The sequence below is a fragment of the Leifsonia sp. genome (assembly GCF_051955155.1).
Lineage (GTDB): Bacteria > Actinomycetota > Actinomycetes > Actinomycetales > Microbacteriaceae > Leifsonia.
Map to the genome: position 1 here is coordinate 14041 of NZ_JBQCGZ010000097.1, position 21103 is coordinate 35143.

Annotated in this window: 22 protein-coding genes; 16 read left to right on the plus strand and 6 right to left on the minus strand. The window is 72.4% G+C overall.

What is annotated here, in order from left to right:
- Genes ACTHMF_RS10775 through ACTHMF_RS10795 form a run of 5 tightly spaced genes read left to right on the plus strand, consistent with a single transcriptional unit; the run spans position 1 to position 4811 of the window.
- The gene (locus ACTHMF_RS10775) at positions 1-984 is read left to right on the plus strand and encodes a carbohydrate ABC transporter permease (protein ID WP_440317479.1); all 984 of its coding nucleotides are present in this window, start codon (positions 1-3) and stop codon (positions 982-984) included.
- Entirely contained in the window at positions 981-1904 is a 924-nt protein-coding gene (locus ACTHMF_RS10780; protein ID WP_440317481.1) for a carbohydrate ABC transporter permease, read from the plus strand. The genes ACTHMF_RS10775 and ACTHMF_RS10780 overlap by 4 nt, the downstream gene beginning before the upstream one ends.
- A gap of 3 nt (positions 1905-1907) precedes the next feature.
- Positions 1908-3167, plus strand: coding sequence for a 6-phospho-beta-glucosidase (locus ACTHMF_RS10785; RefSeq protein ID WP_440317483.1), 1260 nt, complete (start codon positions 1908-1910; stop codon positions 3165-3167).
- On the plus strand, positions 3164-4156 hold the full coding sequence (locus ACTHMF_RS10790) for an N-acetylglucosamine kinase (RefSeq protein WP_440317485.1): 993 nt from the start codon (positions 3164-3166) through the stop codon (positions 4154-4156). The genes ACTHMF_RS10785 and ACTHMF_RS10790 overlap by 4 nt, the downstream gene beginning before the upstream one ends.
- Positions 4092-4811, plus strand: coding sequence for a protein-L-isoaspartate(D-aspartate) O-methyltransferase (locus ACTHMF_RS10795; protein WP_314149332.1), 720 nt, complete (start codon positions 4092-4094; stop codon positions 4809-4811). Before ACTHMF_RS10790 ends, ACTHMF_RS10795 begins: the two co-directional genes overlap by 65 nt.
- 129 nt (positions 4812-4940) lie before the next feature.
- On the opposite strand, the gene ACTHMF_RS10800 is transcribed toward ACTHMF_RS10795, so the two are convergent.
- Positions 4941-5675: a gamma-glutamyl-gamma-aminobutyrate hydrolase family protein gene (locus ACTHMF_RS10800; RefSeq protein ID WP_314149333.1), complete on the minus strand. Its 735-nt coding sequence runs from the start codon at positions 5673-5675 to the stop codon at positions 4941-4943.
- A 125-nt stretch (positions 5676-5800) separates the two neighbouring features.
- Here ACTHMF_RS10800 and ACTHMF_RS10805 point away from each other — a divergent pair, with 125 nt between their 5' ends.
- The 7 genes from ACTHMF_RS10805 to ACTHMF_RS10835 all read left to right on the plus strand — a co-directional run bounded on the left by ACTHMF_RS10805 (position 5801) and on the right by ACTHMF_RS10835 (position 13152).
- A complete protein-coding gene (locus tag ACTHMF_RS10805; RefSeq protein ID WP_440317488.1) occupies positions 5801-7819 on the plus strand; it encodes a TPM domain-containing protein in 2019 nt (672 codons plus the stop codon).
- A gap of 73 nt (positions 7820-7892) precedes the next feature.
- Positions 7893-8627, plus strand: a complete 735-nt coding sequence (locus ACTHMF_RS10810) for a PspA/IM30 family protein (RefSeq protein ID WP_314149045.1) — start codon at positions 7893-7895, stop codon at positions 8625-8627.
- 33 nt (positions 8628-8660) lie between these two features.
- On the plus strand, positions 8661-9584 hold the full coding sequence (locus tag ACTHMF_RS10815) for an arginase family protein (protein WP_440317490.1): 924 nt from the start codon (positions 8661-8663) through the stop codon (positions 9582-9584).
- Between the two features lie 21 nt (positions 9585-9605).
- Positions 9606-10391, plus strand: a complete 786-nt coding sequence (locus ACTHMF_RS10820; RefSeq protein WP_440317492.1) for a crotonase/enoyl-CoA hydratase family protein — start codon at positions 9606-9608, stop codon at positions 10389-10391.
- A gap of 88 nt (positions 10392-10479) precedes the next feature.
- Entirely contained in the window at positions 10480-11931 is a 1452-nt protein-coding gene (locus ACTHMF_RS10825; protein WP_440317494.1) for a dihydrolipoyl dehydrogenase family protein, read from the plus strand.
- Between the two features lies 1 nt (position 11932).
- Positions 11933-12298 carry a Fe-S oxidoreductase gene (locus tag ACTHMF_RS10830; RefSeq protein ID WP_440317496.1) on the plus strand — a complete coding sequence of 122 codons (366 nt, stop codon included), beginning with the start codon at positions 11933-11935 and terminating at the stop codon, positions 12296-12298.
- Positions 12295-13152: an SDR family NAD(P)-dependent oxidoreductase gene (locus tag ACTHMF_RS10835; RefSeq protein WP_440317498.1), complete on the plus strand. Its 858-nt coding sequence runs from the start codon at positions 12295-12297 to the stop codon at positions 13150-13152. The genes ACTHMF_RS10830 and ACTHMF_RS10835 overlap by 4 nt, the downstream gene beginning before the upstream one ends.
- A gap of 23 nt (positions 13153-13175) precedes the next feature.
- Here the strand turns inward: ACTHMF_RS10835 and ACTHMF_RS10840 are convergent, their stop codons facing one another.
- Complete coding sequence (locus ACTHMF_RS10840; protein WP_314149039.1) at positions 13176-13622, minus strand: SIP domain-containing protein; 447 nt, start codon at positions 13620-13622, stop codon at positions 13176-13178.
- A gap of 116 nt (positions 13623-13738) precedes the next feature.
- Here ACTHMF_RS10840 and ACTHMF_RS10845 point away from each other — a divergent pair, with 116 nt between their 5' ends.
- On the plus strand, positions 13739-14809 hold the full coding sequence (locus ACTHMF_RS10845; protein ID WP_440317500.1) for an ATP-dependent DNA ligase: 1071 nt from the start codon (positions 13739-13741) through the stop codon (positions 14807-14809).
- 135 nt (positions 14810-14944) lie between these two features.
- Here ACTHMF_RS10845 and ligD read toward each other — a convergent pair whose 3' ends face one another.
- Positions 14945-15964: a non-homologous end-joining DNA ligase gene (ligD, locus tag ACTHMF_RS10850; RefSeq protein WP_440317502.1), complete on the minus strand. Its 1020-nt coding sequence runs from the start codon at positions 15962-15964 to the stop codon at positions 14945-14947.
- Between the two features lie 141 nt (positions 15965-16105).
- Between ligD and ACTHMF_RS10855 the strand changes: the two genes are divergently transcribed.
- Positions 16106-16801 (plus strand): endonuclease/exonuclease/phosphatase family protein, encoded by a 696-nt coding sequence (locus tag ACTHMF_RS10855; protein ID WP_399553008.1) that lies wholly within the window; start codon positions 16106-16108, stop codon positions 16799-16801.
- Between the two features lie 57 nt (positions 16802-16858).
- A complete protein-coding gene (locus tag ACTHMF_RS10860) occupies positions 16859-18304 on the plus strand; it encodes a lipase maturation factor family protein (RefSeq protein WP_440317504.1) in 1446 nt (481 codons plus the stop codon).
- Here the strand turns inward: ACTHMF_RS10860 and ACTHMF_RS10865 are convergent.
- Entirely contained in the window at positions 18298-18924 is a 627-nt protein-coding gene (locus ACTHMF_RS10865) for a hypothetical protein (protein ID WP_440317506.1), read from the minus strand. The genes ACTHMF_RS10860 and ACTHMF_RS10865 overlap by 7 nt on opposite strands.
- 71 nt (positions 18925-18995) lie before the next feature.
- The gene (locus ACTHMF_RS10870; RefSeq protein ID WP_440317508.1) at positions 18996-19394 is read right to left on the minus strand and encodes a DUF7144 family membrane protein; all 399 of its coding nucleotides are present in this window, start codon (positions 19392-19394) and stop codon (positions 18996-18998) included.
- Between the two features lie 90 nt (positions 19395-19484).
- On the opposite strand from ACTHMF_RS10870, the gene ACTHMF_RS10875 reads away from it, so the two are divergent.
- A complete protein-coding gene (locus ACTHMF_RS10875) occupies positions 19485-19787 on the plus strand; it encodes a DUF1905 domain-containing protein (RefSeq protein ID WP_314149032.1) in 303 nt (100 codons plus the stop codon).
- 24 nt (positions 19788-19811) lie between these two features.
- On the opposite strand, the gene ACTHMF_RS10880 is transcribed toward ACTHMF_RS10875, so the two are convergent.
- Positions 19812-21103: NAD-dependent succinate-semialdehyde dehydrogenase (locus ACTHMF_RS10880; RefSeq protein WP_440317510.1), on the minus strand; the 1292-nt coding region annotated here is incomplete at its 5' end.

A 21103-nucleotide genomic window follows, 5' to 3' on the forward strand; every position in this document is an offset into this window, starting at 1 on the left:
GTGACCGCCACCGCACAGAGCGCGGGGCGGGCGACCGCCCGCCCCGCGCGCCCCTCCCGCTCCCGCCGGCGGCGCAACCTGGTCACGCTCGCGCTGCTCGCCCCGGCGCTGCTCGGGCTCGCGATCTTCTTCGTGTACCCGCTCATCGCCTCCGTCTACTACTCGTTCACCCGGTTCGACCTGGTCTCCGCGCCGCAGTGGATCGGCCTGCGCAACTACCAGTACCTGTTCACGCAGGACCCGAACGTCTGGCTCGCGACCCTGAACACGCTGTGGTTCGTCGTGATCTGGGTGCCGGTGAAGACGGCGTTCGCGCTCGTCATCGCGGGCCTGCTGGCCAGGGCGCGGCGCGCGTCCGGCTTCTGGCGCACGGTGTTCTACCTGCCGGCGCTGGTGCCGCCCGTCGCGAGCGTCGTGGCGTTCGTGTTCCTGTTCAACCCGGGCACCGGACCGGTCAACCAGGTGCTCGCCTGGTTCGGGATCAAGGGCCCGCTGTGGTTCAACGACCCGGCCTGGTCGAAGCCGTCGCTGGTGCTGCTCGGGATCTGGGTGATGGGCGACATCATGATCATCTTCCTGGCCGCCCTGCTCGACGTGCCCCGCGAGCAGTACGAGGCCGCGTCGCTGGACGGGGCGAACGGCGTGCAGAAGGTGCGCTACGTGACGCTGCCGAGCATCGCGCCCGTCCTGCTGTTCGCCGCTGTGACGGGGGTGATCGCAGCGATCCAGTACTTCACGGAGGCCGCGGTCGCCTCCTCGGTCGCCAGCGGCAAGGCCGTCGTCGGCGAGGGCATCGGCACCACCCTCGGCTACCCGGACGGCTCGCTGCTGACCTACACCCAGTGGCTCTACGTCCGCGGCTTCGGCACCTATCAGCTCGGCTACGCCTCCGCGCTCGCCGTGCTGCTGTTCATCGTCGCCGCGTTCGTGCTCATCCTGCTCCTGCGCCGGTTCAAGGCGTTCACCCCGGAAGGCGCGCAATGACCTCAGCGACCTCTGCCCCCGCCCGGCCGGCTCCCGGAGGCTCCGCCGGCCGCGTCGCTCCCCCGCAGCGCCGCATCCGCACCCCGCGCTCGCTGCGCACCAGGCGCATCCTCGGCTGGATCGCCGAGCACGCCGTCCTGATCGTGCTCGCCGTGCTGTTCATCGCGCCGGTGGTGTTCGTGCTGCTGACCTCGCTGATGTCGAGCACGCAGACGCTCACCGCCTCGCTCTGGCCGCAGCCGTTCCAGTGGCAGAACTATGTGACCGTGTTCACGACGGTCCCGCTCGCCCAGTGGTTCGCCAACTCGGCGATGTACGCCGTGCTCGCCACCGCGTTCATGCTGATCTCGTCCGTGCCCGCGGCGTACGCGCTCGCCAAGATCCGCTTCCGGGGCTCCGGCGTGCTGTTCACCGCGATCATCATCGCGATGCTGCTGCCGCCGCAGGTGACGGCCATCCCGATCTACGTCATGTGGTCGCAGCTGGGCCTGACCGGGACGCTCTGGCCGCTCATCCTGCCGAACCTGCTCGGCGACGCGTTCTCGATCTTCCTGCTGCGGCAGTTCTTCCTGACCATCCCGTCCGAGTACTCGGACGCCGCCCGCATCGACGGCAACGGCGAGTTCGGGGTGCTCTGGCGGGTCGTGCTGCCGATGGCGAAGCCGGGGATCGCCGCGACCGCGATCTTCATGTTCTTCAACTCCTGGAACGACTACTACGGTCCGCTGCTCTACACCTCGGAGAACCCGGCGTCCTGGCCGGTCGCCTACGGCCTCGCGTCGTTCCGCGGCGTCCACGGCACGGACTGGGGGCTGACCATGGCGATGACCATGCTCGTCACCGTCCCGGTCGTCATCATCTTCTTCTTCGCCCAACGCGTGTTCGTGGAGGGCATCACACTCACCGGCGTGAAGGGATAGCGCGTGAAACTGGCAGTCGTGGGTGGCGGATCCACCTACACCCCCGAGCTCATCGACGGATTCGCGCGGCTGCGCGAGCTGCTGCCGATCGAGGAGCTCTGGCTCGTCGACACCGACCCCGACCGGCTGCGCCTGGTGGGCGGGATGAGCGAGCGGATGTTCCGGGCGGCCGGGCATCCCGGGCGCATCGTGCCGACGAGCGACCTGGTCGCGGGCGTCTCGGACGCGGACGCGGTGCTCATCCAGCTGCGCGTCGGCGGGCAGGACGCCCGGCAGGGCGACGAGACATTCCCGCACGAGTGCGGCTGCATCGGCCAGGAGACCACCGGGCCCGGCGGCTTCGCGAAGGCGCTGCGGACCGTCCCGGTCGTGCTCGGCGTCGCCGACGTCGTGCGCAGGCACGCCAAGCCCGGCGCCTGGATCGTCGACTTCACCAACCCGGTCGGGATCGTCACCCGCGCGCTGCTGCAGGAGGGGCACCGCGCGGTGGGCCTGTGCAACGTGGCGATCGGCTTCCAGCGCCGGTTCGCGAAGCTCCTCGGCGTCGACCACGGCCGGGTCGCGCTCGGCCACGTCGGGCTCAACCACCTCACCTGGGAGCGCTCGGTGACCGTCGACGGCGCCGACGTGCTCCCGGACCTGCTCGGCGCGCACCTCGGCGAGCTGGCCGAGGAGATCGAGCTGCCCGCCTCGCTGATCTCGCTGCTCGGCAACGTACCCAGCTACTACCTGCGCTACTACTACGCGCACGACGAGGTGCTGCGCGAGCAGCTGGACGCGCCGACCCGCGCGGAGGCGGTGCGCAGGGTGGAGCACGAGCTGCTCGAGAAGTACGCCGACCCGGCCGTCGACACGAAGCCGGAGCAGCTCGCCCAGCGCGGCGGCGCCTTCTACTCCGAGGCGGCCGTCGACCTGATCGCGTCGCTCACGAGCGACCGCGGCGACGTGCAGGTGGTGAACCTGCGCAACGGCGGCTCGCTGCCGTTCCTGCCGGACGATCACGTGATCGAGGTGCCCTCGACGGTCGGCGCCGGCGGCGTCTCGGCGCTGCCCATCGCCCCGCTGCCCGCGGACATCGCCGGGCTGATCGGCCACGTCGCCGGCTACGAGCGGCTCGCGCTCGACGCCGCCGTGCACGGCGGACGCGACCGGGTGCTCCGGGCGATGCTCGCGCATCCCCTCGTCGGCCAGTACGACAGGGCGGAGAAGCTCACCGATCTGCTGATCGCCGGCAACAGGGAGTACCTGGCGTGGGCGAGGTGACCGCTCGGCGCCCGATCGTGGTCGCGGTCGACGGCGGCGGATCGAAGACCGACGCGGTGGCCCTGGAGCTCGACGGCACGGTGATCGCGACGGCGCGCGGGGGCACCTCCAGCCCGCACATCATCGGGATGGCGGAGGCGGCAGCGCTGGTCGACGACCTGATCGAGCGGCTGCTGGCCGAGACCGGGGACCGTCCGCTCGCCGCCGCCGCGATCTACCTCTCCGGGCTCGACCTGCCCGCCGAGGTGGAGGCGTTCCGGGCCGGGATCGCGGGCTACGCGTGGGCGGACGCGATCGTCGACAACGACCTGTTCGCCCTGCTGCGCGCAGGGACGAGCGAGCAGGACGCGGTCGCGGTGGTCTGCGGCACCGGCATCAACTGCGTCGGCGTCCGCGCCGACGGCGCCGTCGTCCGCTACCCGTCGCTCGGGATGACCTCCGGCGACTGGGGAGGCGGCTGGCACCTGGGCGAGCAGGCGCTCTGGCACGCCGCCCGCGCGGTGGACGGCCGGGGGCGACCGACCTCGCTCGCCGCCGGCATCCCCGCCGTCTACGGCCTCGGCGATGTGCAGGAGGTGATCGAGGCGCTGCACTTCGGCCGCATCCCGAACGCCGACCTGGCGCGGATCGCGCCGACGGTGTTCGCGGCGGCGCGGGACGGCGACGCGGTCGCCGCCGAGCTGGTCGACCGGCAGGCGGAGGAGATCGTCGCGTTCGCCGCCACCACGCTGCGGCGGCTCGCCCTGCTCGACCGTCCCGTCCCCGTCGTGCTCGGCGGCGGCATCGTCGGCTCGCGCGACGAGCGGCTGATGGCGGGCATCGAGCGCGGCCTCGCGGAGCGCGCGCCGCTCGCACGGATCGAGCTGGTGACCGCCGCCCCCATCCTCGGCGCCGCGCTGCTCGCGCTCGAGGCGGCGGGGGCGGGTGACGCTGCTCGCGCCGTCGCCGTTTCGAGCCTTCAGGAGCGCCCGGCCGCGGTGGTTCAATAGGGCTACGGACAGGGAGTACGACGCCGAACGCAGGCGGATGGTCGAGGAACAGCTCGTCCCCCGCGGGATCCGGGACCAGAGGGTCCTCGGCGCGATGGGGCGCGTGCCGCGGCACGAGTTCGTCCCGGAGACCGCCGTGCGCTCGGCGTACGAGGACCACCCGCTGCCGATCGGAGACGGGCAGACGATCAGCCAGCCGTACATCGTCGCGCTGATGCTGGAGGCCGCGCGGATCGGGCCGGAGGACAGCGTGCTCGACGTCGGGACCGGCTCGGGCTACGCGGCGGCCGTCGCCGCGGAGCTCGCCCACCGCGTCGTGAGCGTCGAGCGGCACGCCGGTCTCGCGCTGACCGCGGCGGCGACGCTGGAGGCGCTCGGCTACCGGGTGGATGTGGAGACGGGCGACGGAACGCTCGGCTGGCCGGCGGGAGCGCCGTACGACGCCATCCTGGTCGCGGCGACCGGTCCGTCCGTGCCGCCTGCGCTCGTCGAGCAGCTCAACCCGGGAGGCCGGATCGTGATGCCGATCGGCCGGCCGGGCGGGTTGCAGCGCCTCGCCGCGTTCGAGCTGCTGCCGGACCGTTCCCTGCGGGAGACGAACCTCGGCGGGGTCGCGTTCGTCCCGCTGGTCGGGGACGGCTGGCCAGCGCCCTGACGGCTCAGGTTGGTTATGGAGGAGATTCGGCGCTGAGGATCGCGATCAGCCGTCAACGGAGGAGATCCCGACCCGAACCTCGCGGTACTCCTCCCTTTGCCCCTGCACCGAGGGGCGTGCGGACGCGGCTCAGGCGGCCGCGGCGACGCGCAGGCGCAGCGCGCCGAGCAGCGCGTCCAGCTGGCCGGCCGGCGCCGCGGGGTCCTCCGGGTGCCACTGCACCGCGAGCACCGGTGCGCTCTCGTGCTCGATCGCCTCGACGTGGCCGTCCGGCGCGCGGCCGGTGACGACCAGCCCGGCGCCGAGCGCGTCCACCGCCTGGTGGTGGGCGCTGCGGACATCGGCGACCGTCGTCCCGAGCAGCGCCTCCACCCGGCTGCCCGGCTCCAGCAGCACGGGGTGCGTGGTCAGCACCTCCGGGATCGGGACGCCGCGGTTCACGTGCCCGCTCTCGCCGAGGTCCTGGACCAGCGACCCGCCGAGCGCGACGTTCACGATCTGCAGGCCCCGGCAGATGCCGAGCAGCGGGATGCCGCGCTCGATCGCGCGGTGCACGAGCCGCAGCTGCGCCTCGTCCGCGACCTCCAGGTGCCTGCTCTCGCCCGGGTAGCCGCCCGCGCCGCCGTAGAAGCGCGGTGCGATGTCCTCGCCGCCGACGATCACGACCGCGTCCACGCGCTCGGTCCTCGCCAGCAGCGCGTCCGCGCCCTGGTCGGCGGCGAGCCGGACGACCGCCCAGCCCTGGGCCTCCGCGCCCGCGATCACCCGTCCGACGAGGATCTGCACGTACGCGTGGTACGCCGGATCGTGCCCGCGGAAGCGCGTCGCCTCGACCACGGCGAGGGTGCGGAGGGCATCGGACATGCGCACCATCCTGCCGCGCCGCCCCTCGCGCCGCAGCCGGGCGCGTAACAGCCCGCAACAGTGACAGTGTCCTGGCCCGTCAATAGACTCGGCTTCGTGACAGGAAACCTCGAAAGGGTTGATGCATGGGCGTGAGACGTGTCGTGGCGGGGTTCCTGATGACGGCCGGTCTGCTGGCCGGCGCGGTCTTCGGAGCCGCACCCGCCGCGATGGCCGCCGACCCGGTGGACCTGGGCTCCGGTCACGTCGTCGACCAGGCCGGGGTGCTCTCCCCCGGCGACACCCGGACGATCGAGGACGCCGCGGCCTCGCTCTACGACAAGCACAAGATCGACCTGTACGTGGTCTACGTCGACCGCTTCACGAATCCCACGGACGCCGAGGACTGGGCGAACGAGACGGCGGCCCGCAACAACCTCGGCCCCACCGACTACCTGCTCGCGGTCGCGACGGACGGCCGCGCCTACTATCTGAGCGGCGACGACAGCGGCCCGGTCAGCGAGGAGCAGCTCGGGCAGATCGAGCGGGACGACATCGAGCCGAAGCTGCGCGCCGGGGACTGGGCGGGCGCAGCGGTCGCCGCGGCGAACGGGCTCGGAGACGCCGTCGGCGGAGGGGGCGGCGGCAGCACCTTCTTCTGGGTGTTCCTGGCCGGCGTCGTCGTGATCGGCATCGTCGTCTTCGTGCTGGTGCGCGGCCGCAGGCGGGGCCGCGCGAAGACGCAGGGCGGGTCCCCGCAGAGCGAGCTGCAGACCCAGCCGATCGCGGACCTGGAGCGCCGGGCCGGCTCCGCGCTGGTGCAGACGGACGACGCCGTGCGCACGAGCGAGGAGGAGCTGGGCTTCGCGACCGCCCAGTACGGCGCGGACGCCGTGGTGCTGTTCCAGACGGCGCTCGACGACGCCAAGCAACAGCTCACCGAGGCGTTCCGGATCAAGCAGAAGCTGGACGACGCCGAGCCGGACACCGACGAGCAGCGCCGCGAGTGGAACATCCGGATCGTGCAGCTCTGCGCCGCGGCCAACGAGGCGCTCGACAAGCAGGCCGACGCGTTCGACGAGCTGCGCGCACTGGAGAAGCGCATCCCGGAGGCGAGCGCCGAGATCGCACAGCGCGCGACCGGGCTGCGCGGCAGGCAGGACCAGGCCGCGGCCACTCTGACGGCCCTCGGGCAGCGCTACACGGACGCGTCGCTGGCGACGGTCTCCGACAACATCGAGCAGTCGCAGCAGCGCCTGGCCTTCGCCGAGACGGCCCTCGCCGCCGCCACGCAGAAGGCGGATGCGGGCGAGGCGAGCGCCGCCGCCGTCGGCGTCCGCGCCGCGGAGGAGTCCGTCGACCAGGCCGGGCTGCTGCTGGACGCGGTCGACCGGCTGGGCGCCGACCTCGCGGCCAGCCAGCGGAGCATCGACGCGACCATCCCGGAGCTGGAGAGCGACCTCGCCGAGGCGCGCGCGATCGCGGCGGCGGGCGACCCGGGAGGCGCCGTCGCCGGTGCGGTCGCCGGGACCGAGCAGACGCTCGCCGACGTGAAGGCGAGGCTCGCGGCCGGCCGCGTGAACCCGCTCGAGATCGCGCAGCGGCTGGACGCAGCCAACCGGTCCATCGACGGCGTGCTCCAGGGCGTGCGCGACGCGCGCGCTCAGCAGCAGCGGGCGGCCTCCGCTCTGCAGCAGACGCTGGTGACGGCCAAGGCGCATGTCTCGGCGTGCCAGGACTTCATCACGGCGCGCCGCGGAGCGGTCGGCGCCGAGGCCCGCACCCGCCTGGCGGAGGCGGGCAGGCTCGTCGCGCAAGCGGAGCAGACCGCGGCGACCGACCCCGTCGGCGCGCTCGCCCAGGCCCAGCGCGCCGCCCAGCTCGCCGACCAGGCGACCCAGCTGGCGCAGCAGGACGTCGGCGGGTTCCAGCCGCAGACCGGCGGCCTCGACGGGATGTTCGGCGGGTCGGGCGGCTCGGGCGGCAGCGGGGCGATCGGCGCGATCCTCGGCGGCATCCTCATCGACTCGGTCCTGCGCGGCGGCGGTGGCGGAGGTGGCTGGTCGGGCGGCGGTGGTGGCTGGGGCGGCGGGGGCGGCGGCTTCAGCCCCGGCAGCTTCGGCGGCGGCGGCACCCGCAGCAGGCGCGGCGGAGGACGTTTCTGAACCGGCCGGGCCGCGCGGCCCGGCCGCACCAGCGGATCGCCCGATCGGGGGCGGCGACGAAAGGAAGAGCACCATGGCAAAGCAGTCCATCTTCGGCCGGATCTCCCAGCTGCTGAAGGCGAACATCAACGCGCTCCTCGACCAGGCGGAGGACCCGGAGAAGATGCTGGACCAGATGGTCCGCGACTTCACCAACAGCATCGCCGACGCCGAGAGCGCGATCGCGGAGACGATCGGCAACCTCCGCCTGCTCGAGGACGACCACACGGAGGACGTGGAGGCCGCGGCCGAGTGGGGCTCGAAGGCGCTGGCCGCGAGCAAGCAGGCCGACACTTACCGCGCGGCGGGGAACACCGCCGACGCCGACAAGTTCGACAACCTGGCCAAGGTCGCGCTGCAGCGTCAGATCTCCTCCGAGAACGAGGCGAAGGCCGCGGAGCCGCAGATCGCCGCGCAGACCGAGGTCGTCGAGAAGCTGAAGACCGGCCTCAACGGCATGAAGGAGAAGCTGGAGCAGCTCAAGTCCAAGCGCGCCGAGCTGATCGCCCGCGCCAAGAGCGCCCAGGCGCAGGCGCAGGTGATGGACGCGGTCAAGAGCATCGACATCCTCGACCCCACCAGCGAGGTGTCGCGCTTCGAGGAGAAGATCCGGCGCGAGGAGGCCCGCGTGCGCGGCGCCCAGGAGCTGGCCGCCTCCAGCCTCGACGCGCAGTTCAACCAGCTGGACGACCTGGGCGAGATGACCGAGGTGGAGGCGCGCCTCGCCGCCCTGAAGTCCGGCGGCTCCACCCCCGCCGTCACCCAGTAGCGCCCGGCATCACCCCGATCGGAAGGAGAACGGATGAGCGGAGCCTCGTTCCTCGTCATCCCGCAGTGGCAGGGATCCGGATCGTCGCGCGCCATGCGCCTGATCGACGGCGCGGAGGCGATCCAGGGCGATCTGCCGACGACGGCCACCCACGTCGTTCCCGTGCCCGCCTCCGCCGGCGAGTCGCTGGGGACCGGCGTGCACCGGTTCTCGTCGCTCAACGCCGTGCGGGAGCTCGCCGCTGCGGAGCTGGCCGTGCTGGAGGCGCCGGTCGTCACGATCGGCGGCGACTGCGCGGCCGACCTGGCGAGCGTGCAGCACGCCGTCGCCTCGCGCCCGGAGGGTTCGGTCGCACTCGTCTGGTTCGACGCGCACGCCGATCTGAACGACGTCGACGGGTCGCCGTCCGGCGCGTTCCACAGCATGGTGGTGCGCGCCCTGCTCGGCGACGCCCCGGACGGGCTCGCGGCGACCGGCGCTGCGCGCCTCGATCCGTCCCGGCTGATCCTGGCGGGCACCAGGGCGCTCGACGACGGCGAGAGCGCCTACGTCGCCGCCGAGGGCGTGCGGATCGTCGCCCCGGGCGAGTTCGACGACCAGGAGGCGCTGGTGCGCGCGGTCGAGGCGACCGGCGCGTCCGCGGTGTACCTGCACATCGACCTGGACGTCCTCGACCCCGCGGCGATCGAGGGGATCGGCTATCCCGAGCCCTTCGGGGTGTCGCCGGAGCAGTTGACCGGCGCGATCCGCGCCCTGCGCGCACGCTTCGAGCTCGCGGGGGCCGCGGTGACCGAGTTCGCGCCGGAGTCCACCGAGGCGGCGGCCCGCGACCTGCCCGTCATCCTGCGCATCCTGGGGGCGCTCACCGGGCCGCTGCGCCCCGCGGGAGGATCCTCCACAGCGCGGCCGCCACGCCACCTCTCCACAGATTCCGCGCCCGACGAGGGCGCGCGCTGACGCGGCGGTAGCGTGAGGGGCATGAGCGAACCCAAGATCCTGACCGAGCAGCGCGGGCACGTCCTGCTGATCGGTCTCAACCGGCCGGAGAAGCGCAACGCGGCCGACTTCGAGCTGCTGAGCGCGCTGGCGGACGCCTACGGGCGCCTGGAGCGCGACCCCGAGCTCCGCGTCGGCCTGGTGCACGCGGTGGGCGACCACTTCACCGCCGGTCTCGACCTCGCGGACCTCGGCCCGCGCATCGGGGCGGACGGGCTGTCGTTCGTCGGCGAGGGCGGCATCGACCCGTGGCAGGTCTCGGGGACGAGCATCGGCAAGCCCGTCGTGGTCGCGGTGCAGGGCACCTGCCTCACGCTGGGCATCGAGCTGATCCTGTCCGCGGACGTCGCGGTCGCGGCGCGCTCGACGACGTTCGGCCAGATCGAGGTCACCCGCGGCATCCTGCCGTTCGGCGGCGCGACCCTGCGCTTCCCGCGAGCCGTCGGCTGGGGCAACGCGATGCGCTGGATCCTGACCGGCGACACGTTCGACGCCGCGGAAGCGCACCGCATCGGACTGGTGCAGCAGATCGTCGACGACGGCGCCCAGTTCGACGCCGCGCTCGCGATCGCCGAACGCATCGCCGCGCAGGCGCCGCTCGCGGTCCAGGCCGCGCTGGCGAACGCCAAGCGCGCCGTGCGCGAGGGCGATGCGGCGGCGGAGGCGGAGCTGCAGCCCGCGCTCGTCCGCCTGGTCGCCAGCGAGGACGCCCGCATCGGCATGCATGCGTTCCTCACCAGGACCGAGGCGGAGTTCGTGGGCCGGTGACCGGCCGACGCACCGCAACCGCCGGCGCACCCGCCCGCCCCCCGCACCGCTCCACCCCATCCCGACCGCAGCATCCCCAGGAGGAACAATGACCGCAGCGACCGAGTACGACGTCATCGTGATCGGCGCAGGCGCCGTCGGTGAGAACGTGGCGGACCGCGCCGCCCAGGGCGGGATGCGCACCGTCATCGTGGAATCCGAGCTGGTCGGCGGCGAGTGCTCGTACTGGGCGTGCATGCCCTCCAAGGCGCTGCTGCGCTCGGCCGCCGTGCTGCGCGCTGCGGAACGGGTCGGCGGCGCACGCGAGGCGATCACCGGGCCGCTCGACGTCGAAGCGGTGCTGCGTCGCCGCGACTATATGACGAGCGACTGGAAGGACGACGGCCAGATGGAGTGGCTGAAGGGCGCCGGCATCGACCTCCTGCGCGGCTACGGCGTGATCACGGCGCCGCGGGAGGTGACCGTCACCGCGGAGGACGGCACGGTCACTGTGCTCACCGCGAAGCACGCGGTCGCGGTCTGCACGGGCTCTGCCTCGCTGCTGCCGGACATCCCCGGGCTGCGCGAGAGCGAGCCGTGGACCAGCAGGGACGCGACGAGCGCGAAGCGCGTCCCGGTGTCGCTCGCGGTGCTGGGCGGCGGAACGGTCGGCACCGAGATGGCGACCGCGTACGCCGGGTTCGGCACCGAGGTCCACCTGATCGCGCGCAGCGGCCTGCTCGGCTCCGACGAGCCGTTCGCGGGTGAGCTCGTCGCTGCCTCGCTCCGCGAGCTGGGGGCGACGCTGCACGTGGACGTCGCGACGACCGCGGTCGAGCGCGTCGACGGCGGCCGCTTCCGCACCACGCTCTCGGATGGCACCACGGTCGAGACGGACGAGCTGCTGGTCGCCACCGGTCGCGTCCCGCGCACCGCCGGCATCGGCCTGGACGCGTTCGGACTCGAGGAGGGCGCGTGGCTCCGGGTGGACGACAGCATGCGCGTGCTCGGAGCGGACGGCGAGCCCGTCGACGGCGGCTGGCTCTACGGCGTCGGCGACGTGAACCACCGCGCGCTGCTCACCCACCAGGGCAAGTACCAGGCGCGCGCGGCGGGCGACGCGATCGCCGCCCGTGCGAAGGGCCGCTCGGTCTCGCTGGAGCCGTGGGGCGCGTTCGTCGCGACGGCGGACCACCAGGCGGTGCCGCAGGTGACCTTCACCGATCCCGAGGTCGCCTCGGTCGGCCTGACGGCCGCCGCTGCCGAGAAGGCCGGCTACCGCATCCGCGTCGTCGACTACCCGATCGGGAGCGTCGCCGGAGCCTACGTGGTCGCGGACAACTACGAGGGTCACGCCCGACTGGTGGTCGACGAGGACCGCGGCGTGCTCATCGGCGCCACCTTCGTCGGGCAGGACGTCGGCGAGCTGCTGCACTCGGCCACGATCGCGGTCGTCGGCGAGGTGCCGGTGAACCGGCTCTGGCACGCCGTCCCGTCCTACCCCACGATCAGCGAGGTCTGGCTGCGCCTGCTCGAGGCGTACGGGCGCCCGGAGGAGTGAGGTGCGGCTGATCCACGACGTCTTCGTCGACTCCCCGCTCAGCCGGCTCGGCTACCTCTACGCGACCGCCGTCGGGCTCGTCTGGGGCTTCGTCTGGAGCACCGGACGGGTGGAGCGCCGGGACGGGCTGTTCGTGTTCCGCGGGATGCCGAAGCGCACCTTCGGCCGCGGCGGGTCGTGCGTGGGAGCGTGCTACCTCACCGACCGCAACGTGTCGGACGCCGTGCTGGAGCACGAGGCCGTGCACAAGCGGCAGTGGCAGCGCTACGGGATGCTGCTGCCGTTCCTCTACCTGCTGGCTGGACGCGACCCGCTGCGCAACCGGTTCGAGATCGAGGCGGGACTCGAGAAGGGCGGCTACCGGTGAGTTCGAGCGGAGCGGGGAGGCGCACGGTCGTCGTCACCGGGGCGAGCTCCGGGATCGGCGCCGTCGCCGCGGCGCGGCTGGCCGAGAGCGGCGACGAGGTCGCGGTCGTCGGTCGCAATCCGGAGCGCACGCGCGCAGTGGCCGAGCGGACGGGAGCGACGCCCTTCCTCGCCGACTTCGAGCGCCTGGACGACGTCCGGGCGCTCGCGGCGGCGCTGCTCGAGCGCTACGAGACGATCGACGTCCTCGCGAACAACGCGGGTGGCCTCTACAGCAGGCGCGAGGTCACGGCCGACGGGCACGAGCGCACCATCCAGACCAACCACCTGGCCCCGTTCCTGCTCACGCACCTGCTGCGCCCGCGGCTGGAGCAGACGGCGGCGCTGGGGCGGGACGTGCGGGTGGTGTCGACGGCGAGCCTCGCCAACCGGTTCGGCCGGCTGCGCCTGGACGACCTCGACTGGGAGAAGCGCCCGTGGCGGGGCGGCTGGCGGGCCTACGGCACCGCGAAGCTCGCGACCATCCTGTTCGCGGCGGAGCTCGCCGAACGCCTCACCGGGACCGGCGTGACCGCCTACTCGTTCCATCCGGGCACGGTTGTCACGAGCTTCGGGGCCACCTCGCCCCTGATCCGCTTCGGGAACGCCGTCACGGGCGGCCGCTACGGCGTGGGGCCGGAGACGGGAGCGGCGCCCCTGCTGCACCTGGCGGGACCGGTGCCGGTCGGCGCGCCGAGCGGCACGTACTTCGACCGGTTCCGCGCGAACGGCGCGACGGCCGCGCAGGCACGGGACGCCCAGCTCGGCCGCGACCTGTGGGTGCTCAGCGCGGAACTGGTCGGCGTCCCCGACTGATCGGGGTGCTCAGCGCCGCCCGCTCAGCGGCGGGCGGGCTCCACGATCGAGGCGGTGTCCATCCCGACCGTCTCGGACAGGTGCTCGCGGATCTCGGTGACGACCGGCCAGGAGCCGAGCACGATCGCGCGGGTCTGCCCCGGGCCGTCGCACAGCATCTCCGCGGTCCAGGCGCTGACCGCGCGGAGCGCCGCCTCGCCGCGACCGCAGCGCTCTGCGGTGCCCGGCCGTCCGGAGCGGCGGGAACGCGGCAGCCAGGTCACGGTCATCCGGATCGGCGCCGCGAGCGGACCGATCTGGGACTCGTCCTGCACCTCGACGAAGACACGGCCGCGGGCGCACAGCGGGAGCAGCGCCAGCTCGGCCTCCAGCTGGGCCAGGGACGTCTCGTCCGCGACGACGAGGAACTGCACGCGGTCGTCGTGGTGCGCGGTGGACGCGGTGTGCGTTGCGTGGTCGGGACGGTACATGGCGCTTTCGAGTATAGGCGAGCCTTACCTAACATCCGTCCGTCGCCGGTGTCTCGCGGCGGACGCCCAGCCTCGCCTCCCTTCCGCTCCCCCGCCGGCCGCGGCATGATCGAACCATGCGCCCCTCAGCGGAGTCCCCCGTCGCCCCGATGCTCGCCAAGGCCGTCCCCGCGGTGCCCGATCAGGACAGCGTGGCAGGCGGCCTCAGCTACGAGCCCAAGTGGGACGGCTTCCGCGCCATCGTCTACGCCGCGGACGCCGGCGACGGCACGGTCGGCGAGGTCGAGATCGGCAGCCGCGGCTCCAAGATGCTCACCCGCTACTTCCCGGAGCTGGTGGAGGCGTTCCGGCGCATCCTTCCCGGACCGTGCGTCCTCGACGGCGAGATCGTCGTCCCGACCGGCGAGCCGGGGAAGCAGCGGCTGGACTGGGAGGCGCTCTCCCAGCGCATCCATCCCGCCGCCAGCCGCGTGAAGCTGCTCGCCGAGCAGACCCCCGCGACGTTCGTCGCGTTCGACCTGCTGGCCGTCGGCGACGAGTCGTACCTGGAGAAGCCGTTCTCGGAGCGCCGGGCCGCGCTGGAGGAGTTCGCCGGCGACCTGCCCGCCCCCGTGCAGCTGACCAGGACCACCACCGACGACGAGCTCGCCCGGCGCTGGCTCGTCGAGTTCGAGGGCGCCGGCCTGGACGGTGTCGTCGCGAAGCCGCTCGCGGGTGCGTACGCGCCCAACAAGCGCACGATGCTCAAGATCAAGCACCACAGGACCGCGGACGTGGTCGTGCTCGGCTATCGGGTGCACACCAGCGGCCGCGGTGTCGGCTCGCTGCTGGTCGGGCTGTACGGCGACGACGGCGATCTGCGCAACGTCGGCGGCGTCTCCGCGTTCAGCGACGCGAAGCGCCTCGCCCTCGTGGACGAGCTCGACCCGCTCGTCGAGCGCGACGAGTCGGGCGCGACGGTGAGGGGCGAGACCGACCGCAGCCGGTTCTCGGCCAGCAAGGACGTCTCCTTCATCCGGCTGCGCCCGGAGCGCGTGCTCGAGGTGCGCTACGACCAGATGGAGGGCATGCGGTTCCGCCACACCGCGCAGTTCGAGCGCTGGCGTCCCGACCGCGACCCGCGCTCCTGCACGTACGAGCAGCTCGACCGCCCGGTCGCCTACGACCTCGGCGACGTCCTGACCTGACTGACCGCGATCCGAACAGCGCGAGCACGATTTGCGCCAAATGTCGCCTTCGGCGTCGCGATGAGCACGATTTGCGCCAAATGTCGCCCCGCGGGGGCGCGATGAACGTGGTCCGCGGACGCGTGCCCGAAGCCGCTATCCCTTCTTGGCGCGGCTCGGCTGCACGCGCGGCGGCTCGCCCGGCATCTTCGGGTAGTCGGGAGGGAACGGCAGCTCGCCGAGGCCCGCCTCCAGGTCGCGCTGCCACCATTCGAGCAGCGTGTCGATGCGGCCGGGAGCGTCGCCGAACGACTCCCACGGGTCGCCGACGGTCCGCAGCCGGTCCGGGACGGTCAGCACCGTGAAGTCCCGCGGGTCCACCGACTCCAGCTCGTCCCAGGTCACCGGCGTCGCCACCGGCGCGTGGGCGAGGGCGCGCGGGCTGTACGCGCCCGCCATCGTCCGGTCGCGGTTGGCCTGGTTGAAGTCCACGAAGATCCGCTCGCCGCGCTCCTCCTTCCACCACGCCGTCGTCACCGCGTCCGGCATCCGGCGCTCCAGCTCCCTGGCCGCGGCGATGACCGCGTGCCGCACCTCCAGGAACTCGTGGTCCGGCTCGATCGGCGCGAAGACGTGCAGGCCGCGGTTGCCGGAGGTCTTGATGAACGCGTCGAGGCCGGCCTCCGCGAGGACGCTCCGCAGTTCGATCGCGGCCGGGATCGCGTCGGCGAAGCCGGTGCCCGGCTGCGGGTCCAGGTCGATGCGCAGCTGGTCCGGGTTGTCCGAGTCCTCCGCGCGCGACGGCCAGGGGTGGAACACGATCGTGTTCATCTGCACCGCCCACACCGCGGCGGCCGGCTCGTCGATCACCAGCTGCGGGTGCGACCGCGCGCTCGGGTAGACGACGGGGACCGCGCGGATGAAGTCCGGGGCGCCGCGCGGCGGGTTCTTGGAGAAGAACTGCTCGCCGTCGATCCCCTCCGGGAAGCGCTGCAGCGACACCGGACGGTCGCCGTTGGCGCGGACGAACGCGTCGCCCACCGCGACGATGTAGTTCGCCAGGTCGAGTTTCGTGATGCCGAGCTCCGGCCAGAGGACCCGACCCGGACTCGAGATCCGGATCTCGCGATCCCCGTGCGGACCCGGGACGGTGAGGACAACCGCATCGCCAGCCATGCGACAACCGTACCGTTGGAACGGGCAGTGGCCAGGGTGTGAATTCCGTGTGGTTCGTCGCGTCCGCGCTTGCCGCCGGCCGCGGCTGGGCCAGAATTGGCGATGCGTCCGCCCGCACGGGACGCACACGAGATGAGGTGGATCGCCCTGAGGATCGTCAGCTACAACCTCCGCAAACACGCGGCCGGTCACGAGCTCGCCGACATCGCCCAGACCTACGACGTCGATGCCCTGTGCCTGCAGGAGTGCGACAGCGAGGCCCTCCCCGCCGAGCTCCACCACCTGCGGCTGGCCGACGCGACGCGCGCCAACCGGCTGGGCCTGGCGATGTACGTGCGCGAAGAGCGCTACGAGATCCTGGACACGCAGGTGTTCGCCGTCAACAAGTCGCTGCACGACCGGGTGCTCGCGCCCGCGAACGAGCGCCTGCTCGCCGCGCTGCTGCGGGACAGGGACAACGGCGAGCGCGTGCTCGTCGGCGATTTCCACGCCGCTCCGCTGACCGCATCCAACTCGCTGCGCCGCAAGCAGATCGCGGCGGCCCACGACGGGATGCGATCGCTCGCGCCGGACACTCCGGCGATCATGGTCGGCGACTTCAACTACCCGTGGTTCATCCGCGGCCTCGAGCGCCGGCTCACCACCGCGGGGTACACGCTCCAGCGCACCGACGAGCCGACCTACCTGCGGTACAAGTACTTCACCGGCTACTTCGACTTCGTCACCTCGACCGGTTTCGAGGTGCAGCACATCGGCGTGCTGCCCGCCGGCGCGTCCGATCACCGCGCCATCCGCCTGGACGCCGTGCGCGTCGAGCCCACCGAGCGCGCCGCCTGACCCCTCGCGCGGGGACCGCGACCGAGGTACGGTGAACGCGTTTGCGAGGTGGTGTGCGTGGACGTCGTCGGGTGGCTGGCCGGCACCGACTACACGATCGCTCGGGAGATCCTGCAGCGCGGTGTGGCGGCGCTCTACCTGATCGCGTTCGTCTCCGCGGTGAACCAGTTCCCCGCACTGCTGGGCGAGCACGGCCTGCTGTCGGCTCCCCGCTTCCTGCGGCACCCCTACGCCAAGCGGCAGCCGACACTGTTCCGCTGGCGCTACAGCGACCGGCTGCTGCTGACGGTCGCGTGGACGGGCGCCGCGCTCTCCGCGCTCATCGTGCTCGGGGTCGTGCAGCTCGCGCCGACCTGGGCGCTCGTCCCGGTGTTCCTCGTCGTCTGGTTCCTCTACCTGTCCATCGTCCACATCGGCCAGACCTTCTACGGCTTCGGCTGGGAGAGCCTGCTCTGCGAGGCCGGCTTCACGGTGGCGTTCCTCGGCTCGTGGGACACGGCGCCGCCGATCACGATCATCCTGCTGGTGCGCTGGCTGGTGTTCCGGCTGGAGTTCGGCGCCGGGATGATCAAGATGCGCGGCGACCGGTCCTGGCGCGACCTGACCGCGCTCTACTACCACCACGAGACGCAGCCGATGCCGAACCCGCTGAGCCGCACCGCGCACCTGCTGCCGCGCTGGTGGCACCGCGTCGAGGTGCTCGGGAACCACATCGCGCAGCTCGTCGTCCCGTGGCTGCTGTTCCTGCCGCAGCCGGTGGCGAGCGCCGCAGCGGCCGTCGTCATCCTCACCCAGCTCTGGCTCGTCGCGACCGGCAACTTCGCGTGGCTGAACTGGATCACCGTCGTGCTCGCGTTCTCCGCGGTCAGCGACCCGGTGTGGGCGTGGGCGACCGGCGGCGCGGTGCACGGCGGGATCGGCGCGTCCGGCATCCCGCTCTGGTATGCCGTGGTCGCACTCGCGGTGAGCGCCCTGCTCGTGGTGCTCAGCTGGTGGCCGCTCAGGAACCTGTTCTCGCGGCGCCAGCTGATGAACGCGAGCTTCAACCGCTGGCACCTCGTGAACGCGTACGGCGCGTTCGGCAGCGTCACCAAGCAGCGCTACGAGGTGGTGGTGGAGGGCACGAGCGACGACCCGCACGACCCGGACGCCGAATGGCGCGAATACGGCTTCAAGGGCAAGCCGGGCGACGTGCGGCGGCTCCCCCGCCAGTTCGCGCCCTATCACCTGCGGCTGGACTGGCTGATGTGGTTCCTCGCGCTCGGCTCCCGCGACTCGCCCTGGTTCGAGGTCTTCCTGCTCAGGCTGCTGCAGGCCGACCGGGCGACGCTCCGGCTGCTGCGCGACGACCCGTTCCACGGTGCGCCGCCGCGGGCGGTGCGGGCCAGGATGTTCCTCTACCGGTTCAGCACGCGCCGGGAGAAGCGCGAGACCGGCGACCGCTGGGTGCGCACCGAGGTGGGGGCTCTGGTGCCCGCGGTGAGCCTACGCGGCGATCAGTAGCCGGTGCGCTCCTCCTGCAGCCGGGCCAGGTCGCGCCAGATGAGCAGCTTGAGCCGGGCGGGCCGCTCGCGCTCGTAGTTCTCCTTGAGCGCCTCGACGCCGGAGAACGCGTCGAGCCCCGCCTCGATCGCCCGGCTGACCTCGTCCCAGGCGTCCTGCCTGCTGCGCTCGACGATGCGCAGCAGCTCGTCCTCCGACTCGGCCTCGGCGCGCAGCGCGTCAGCGAGGGCGAGCGCGACCGTGTGCCGCAGCTGCAGGTTCGCGACGTCGACGTCGCGGTAGTCGTGCGGGTGCCTGGCGTCGCCGCGCATCCCGGTCGCCTGCGCCAGCTCCTCCTCGTTGCGGCCGGCCGCCTCGCCCTGCTCGGACGCCAGCTCGCGCAGCATCGCGGCGGCCTCCGCAGTGTGCCTGGCCGGGTCGAAGTCGTGGCCGTACTGGATGGTGTCGACGACGATGTGGTTCTTGACCGCCATCCTGGTGGCGTATTCCGCGAGCAGCATGCCCTCCTCGAGCGACTGCTCCGCCGTGGGCGCGGCCGGCTCCGGGAGCGCGTCCTCGTCGAACGGACGCGTGCGCACCGTCTTCACGGTGCGCCGTCGGAGCCAGGACGGCCAGCGCATCGCAACAGCCTTTCACGATCGGTCACCTGCGGCGCCGGCGTCGGCGCCCGACTCCATTCTGTCTGATCGGATCAGGTGGTCTGCCGACTGGCGAAGAATGCGTTGGCACGGCGGGTGAAGAGCAGTGCCAATATCAGGAACGCCCAGAGGATGTCGATGATTCCGCTGATGAACTGCAGCGTGAACATCAGCAGGATGCCGTTGAAGATGTTGATGATCATCACGACGGTGACGAGCCCTCGGGAGACGGCGCTGCCGTTCAGCAGTCCGCGCGCGACGATCAGGATCACGATGCCGAGGATGATCGAGATGATCGCCGACGTCGTGATGCCCGCCTCCGTGCCCGCGTTGCCCGCACCCGTCATCGCGCCGCGCGTGAACAGCATCACGACGCCGCCGATGATACTCAGGATGCCGTTGAGGTAGGCGAGGACGGCGACGAACGTGACGGATCCTGGGCGCTGGGGCATGTCGACCTCCTGGTGTCCCGGCGAGGATACCGCGCCCGGGGAGGCGCGCGTCAGGGGCGCTCTGTCGGCGGCCTCGGGCAGGATGGACGCATGGCCGGCACCCGCTACGAGTTCGAGACCGAGCTGTTCCGCTGGGAGGCGCGACGCGACCTCTGGGTGTTCGCGCGCCTGCCGGAGGACGTGTCGGAGGACATCCGGCTGCAGCCGCATCCCCCGGCCGGGTTCGGAGCGGTCAAGGTGATCGTGACGCTCGGCGCGTCGCGCTGGTCGACCTCGGTGTTCCCGGAGAGCGCGGACGGCGCGTACGTCGTCGCGATCAAGGGGTCGGTGCGGCGCGCGGAGGGCGTCGAGCTCGGCGACCGGGTGCGGATCGGCGTCGAGACCGTCCTCTAGCCGGCACCCGGCCGCGCGGCGGGCTCACGCTCCGAACGGGTCGGGGGTGAGCGTGTACTTGGTGCTGAGGTACTCGTGGATGCCCTCGAAGCCACCCTCGCGGCCCAGGCCCGACTGCTTCACGCCGCCGAACGGCGCCGCCGCGTTGGAGACGACCCCGACGTTCAGCCCCATCATCCCGGTCTGCAGCCGCTCGATCATCCGCTGGCCACGAGCCAGGTCCTTGGTGAAGACATAGGACACCAGCCCGAACTCGGTGTCGTTCGCCAGCCGGACCGCCTCGTCCTCGTCGGCGAAGGTCGCGATCGCCAGCACCGGCCCGAAGATCTCCTCGCGCAGGATCTGGCTGCCGGCCGCGACGCCGGACAGCACCGTCGGCTGGAAGAAGCTGCCGGCGCCGGGGATGGCGTCGCCGCCCGTGAGCACCGACGCGCCGCGCGTGACGGCGTCTCCGACGAGCTCGGCGGCCTTCGCGACCGCGTCGGCGTCGATCAGCGGGCCGATCGACACCCCGTCGTCCGCGCCGTGGCCGACGCGCATCCCCTTCACGCGCTCGGTCACGCGGCGGGCGAACTCGTCGGCGACGACCTCGTGCACGATGAAGCGGTTGGCGGCCGTGCAGGCCTGGCCGATGTTGCGGAACTTGGCGGCGATGGCGCCCTCGACGGCCGCGTCCAGGTCGGCGTCGTCGAAGACGACGAACGGGGCGTTGCCGCCGAGTTCCATCGAGGTGCGCAGGACGTTCTGCGCCGACTGCTCGATGAGCCGCTGGCCGACCGGCGTCGAGCCGGTGAACGAGAGCTTGCGCAGGCGCGGGTCCGAGAGGATCGCAGCCGACAGCGCGGACGACCCCGTCGTCGTGACGACGTTGACGACGCCGGCGGGCAGACCGGCGTCCTCGAGCAGCGCGGCGAACGCGAGGGTGGTCAGCGGCGTGAGGGCGGCGGGTTTGATGACGACCGTGCAGCCGGCCGCCAGGGCCGGAGCGATCTTGCGCGTGGCCATCGCCAACGGGAAGTTCCAGGGCGTGATCAGGAAACACGGACCCACCGGATGCGGCGAGACGATCATCCGCCCCGTCCCCTCCGGATTCGTCGCATACCGACCCGAGATCCGCACCGCCTCCTCCGAGAACCAGCGCAAGAACTCCCCACCGTAGGTCACCTCACCACTGGCCTCCGCCAGCGGCTTGCCCATCTCCAACGTCATCAGCAACGCGAACTCGTCCCGCCGCTCCTGCAGCAGATCGAACGCCCTCCGCAGAATCTCCCCCCGCACCCGCGGCGCCGTCGCCGCCCACTCCTCCTGCACCGCCA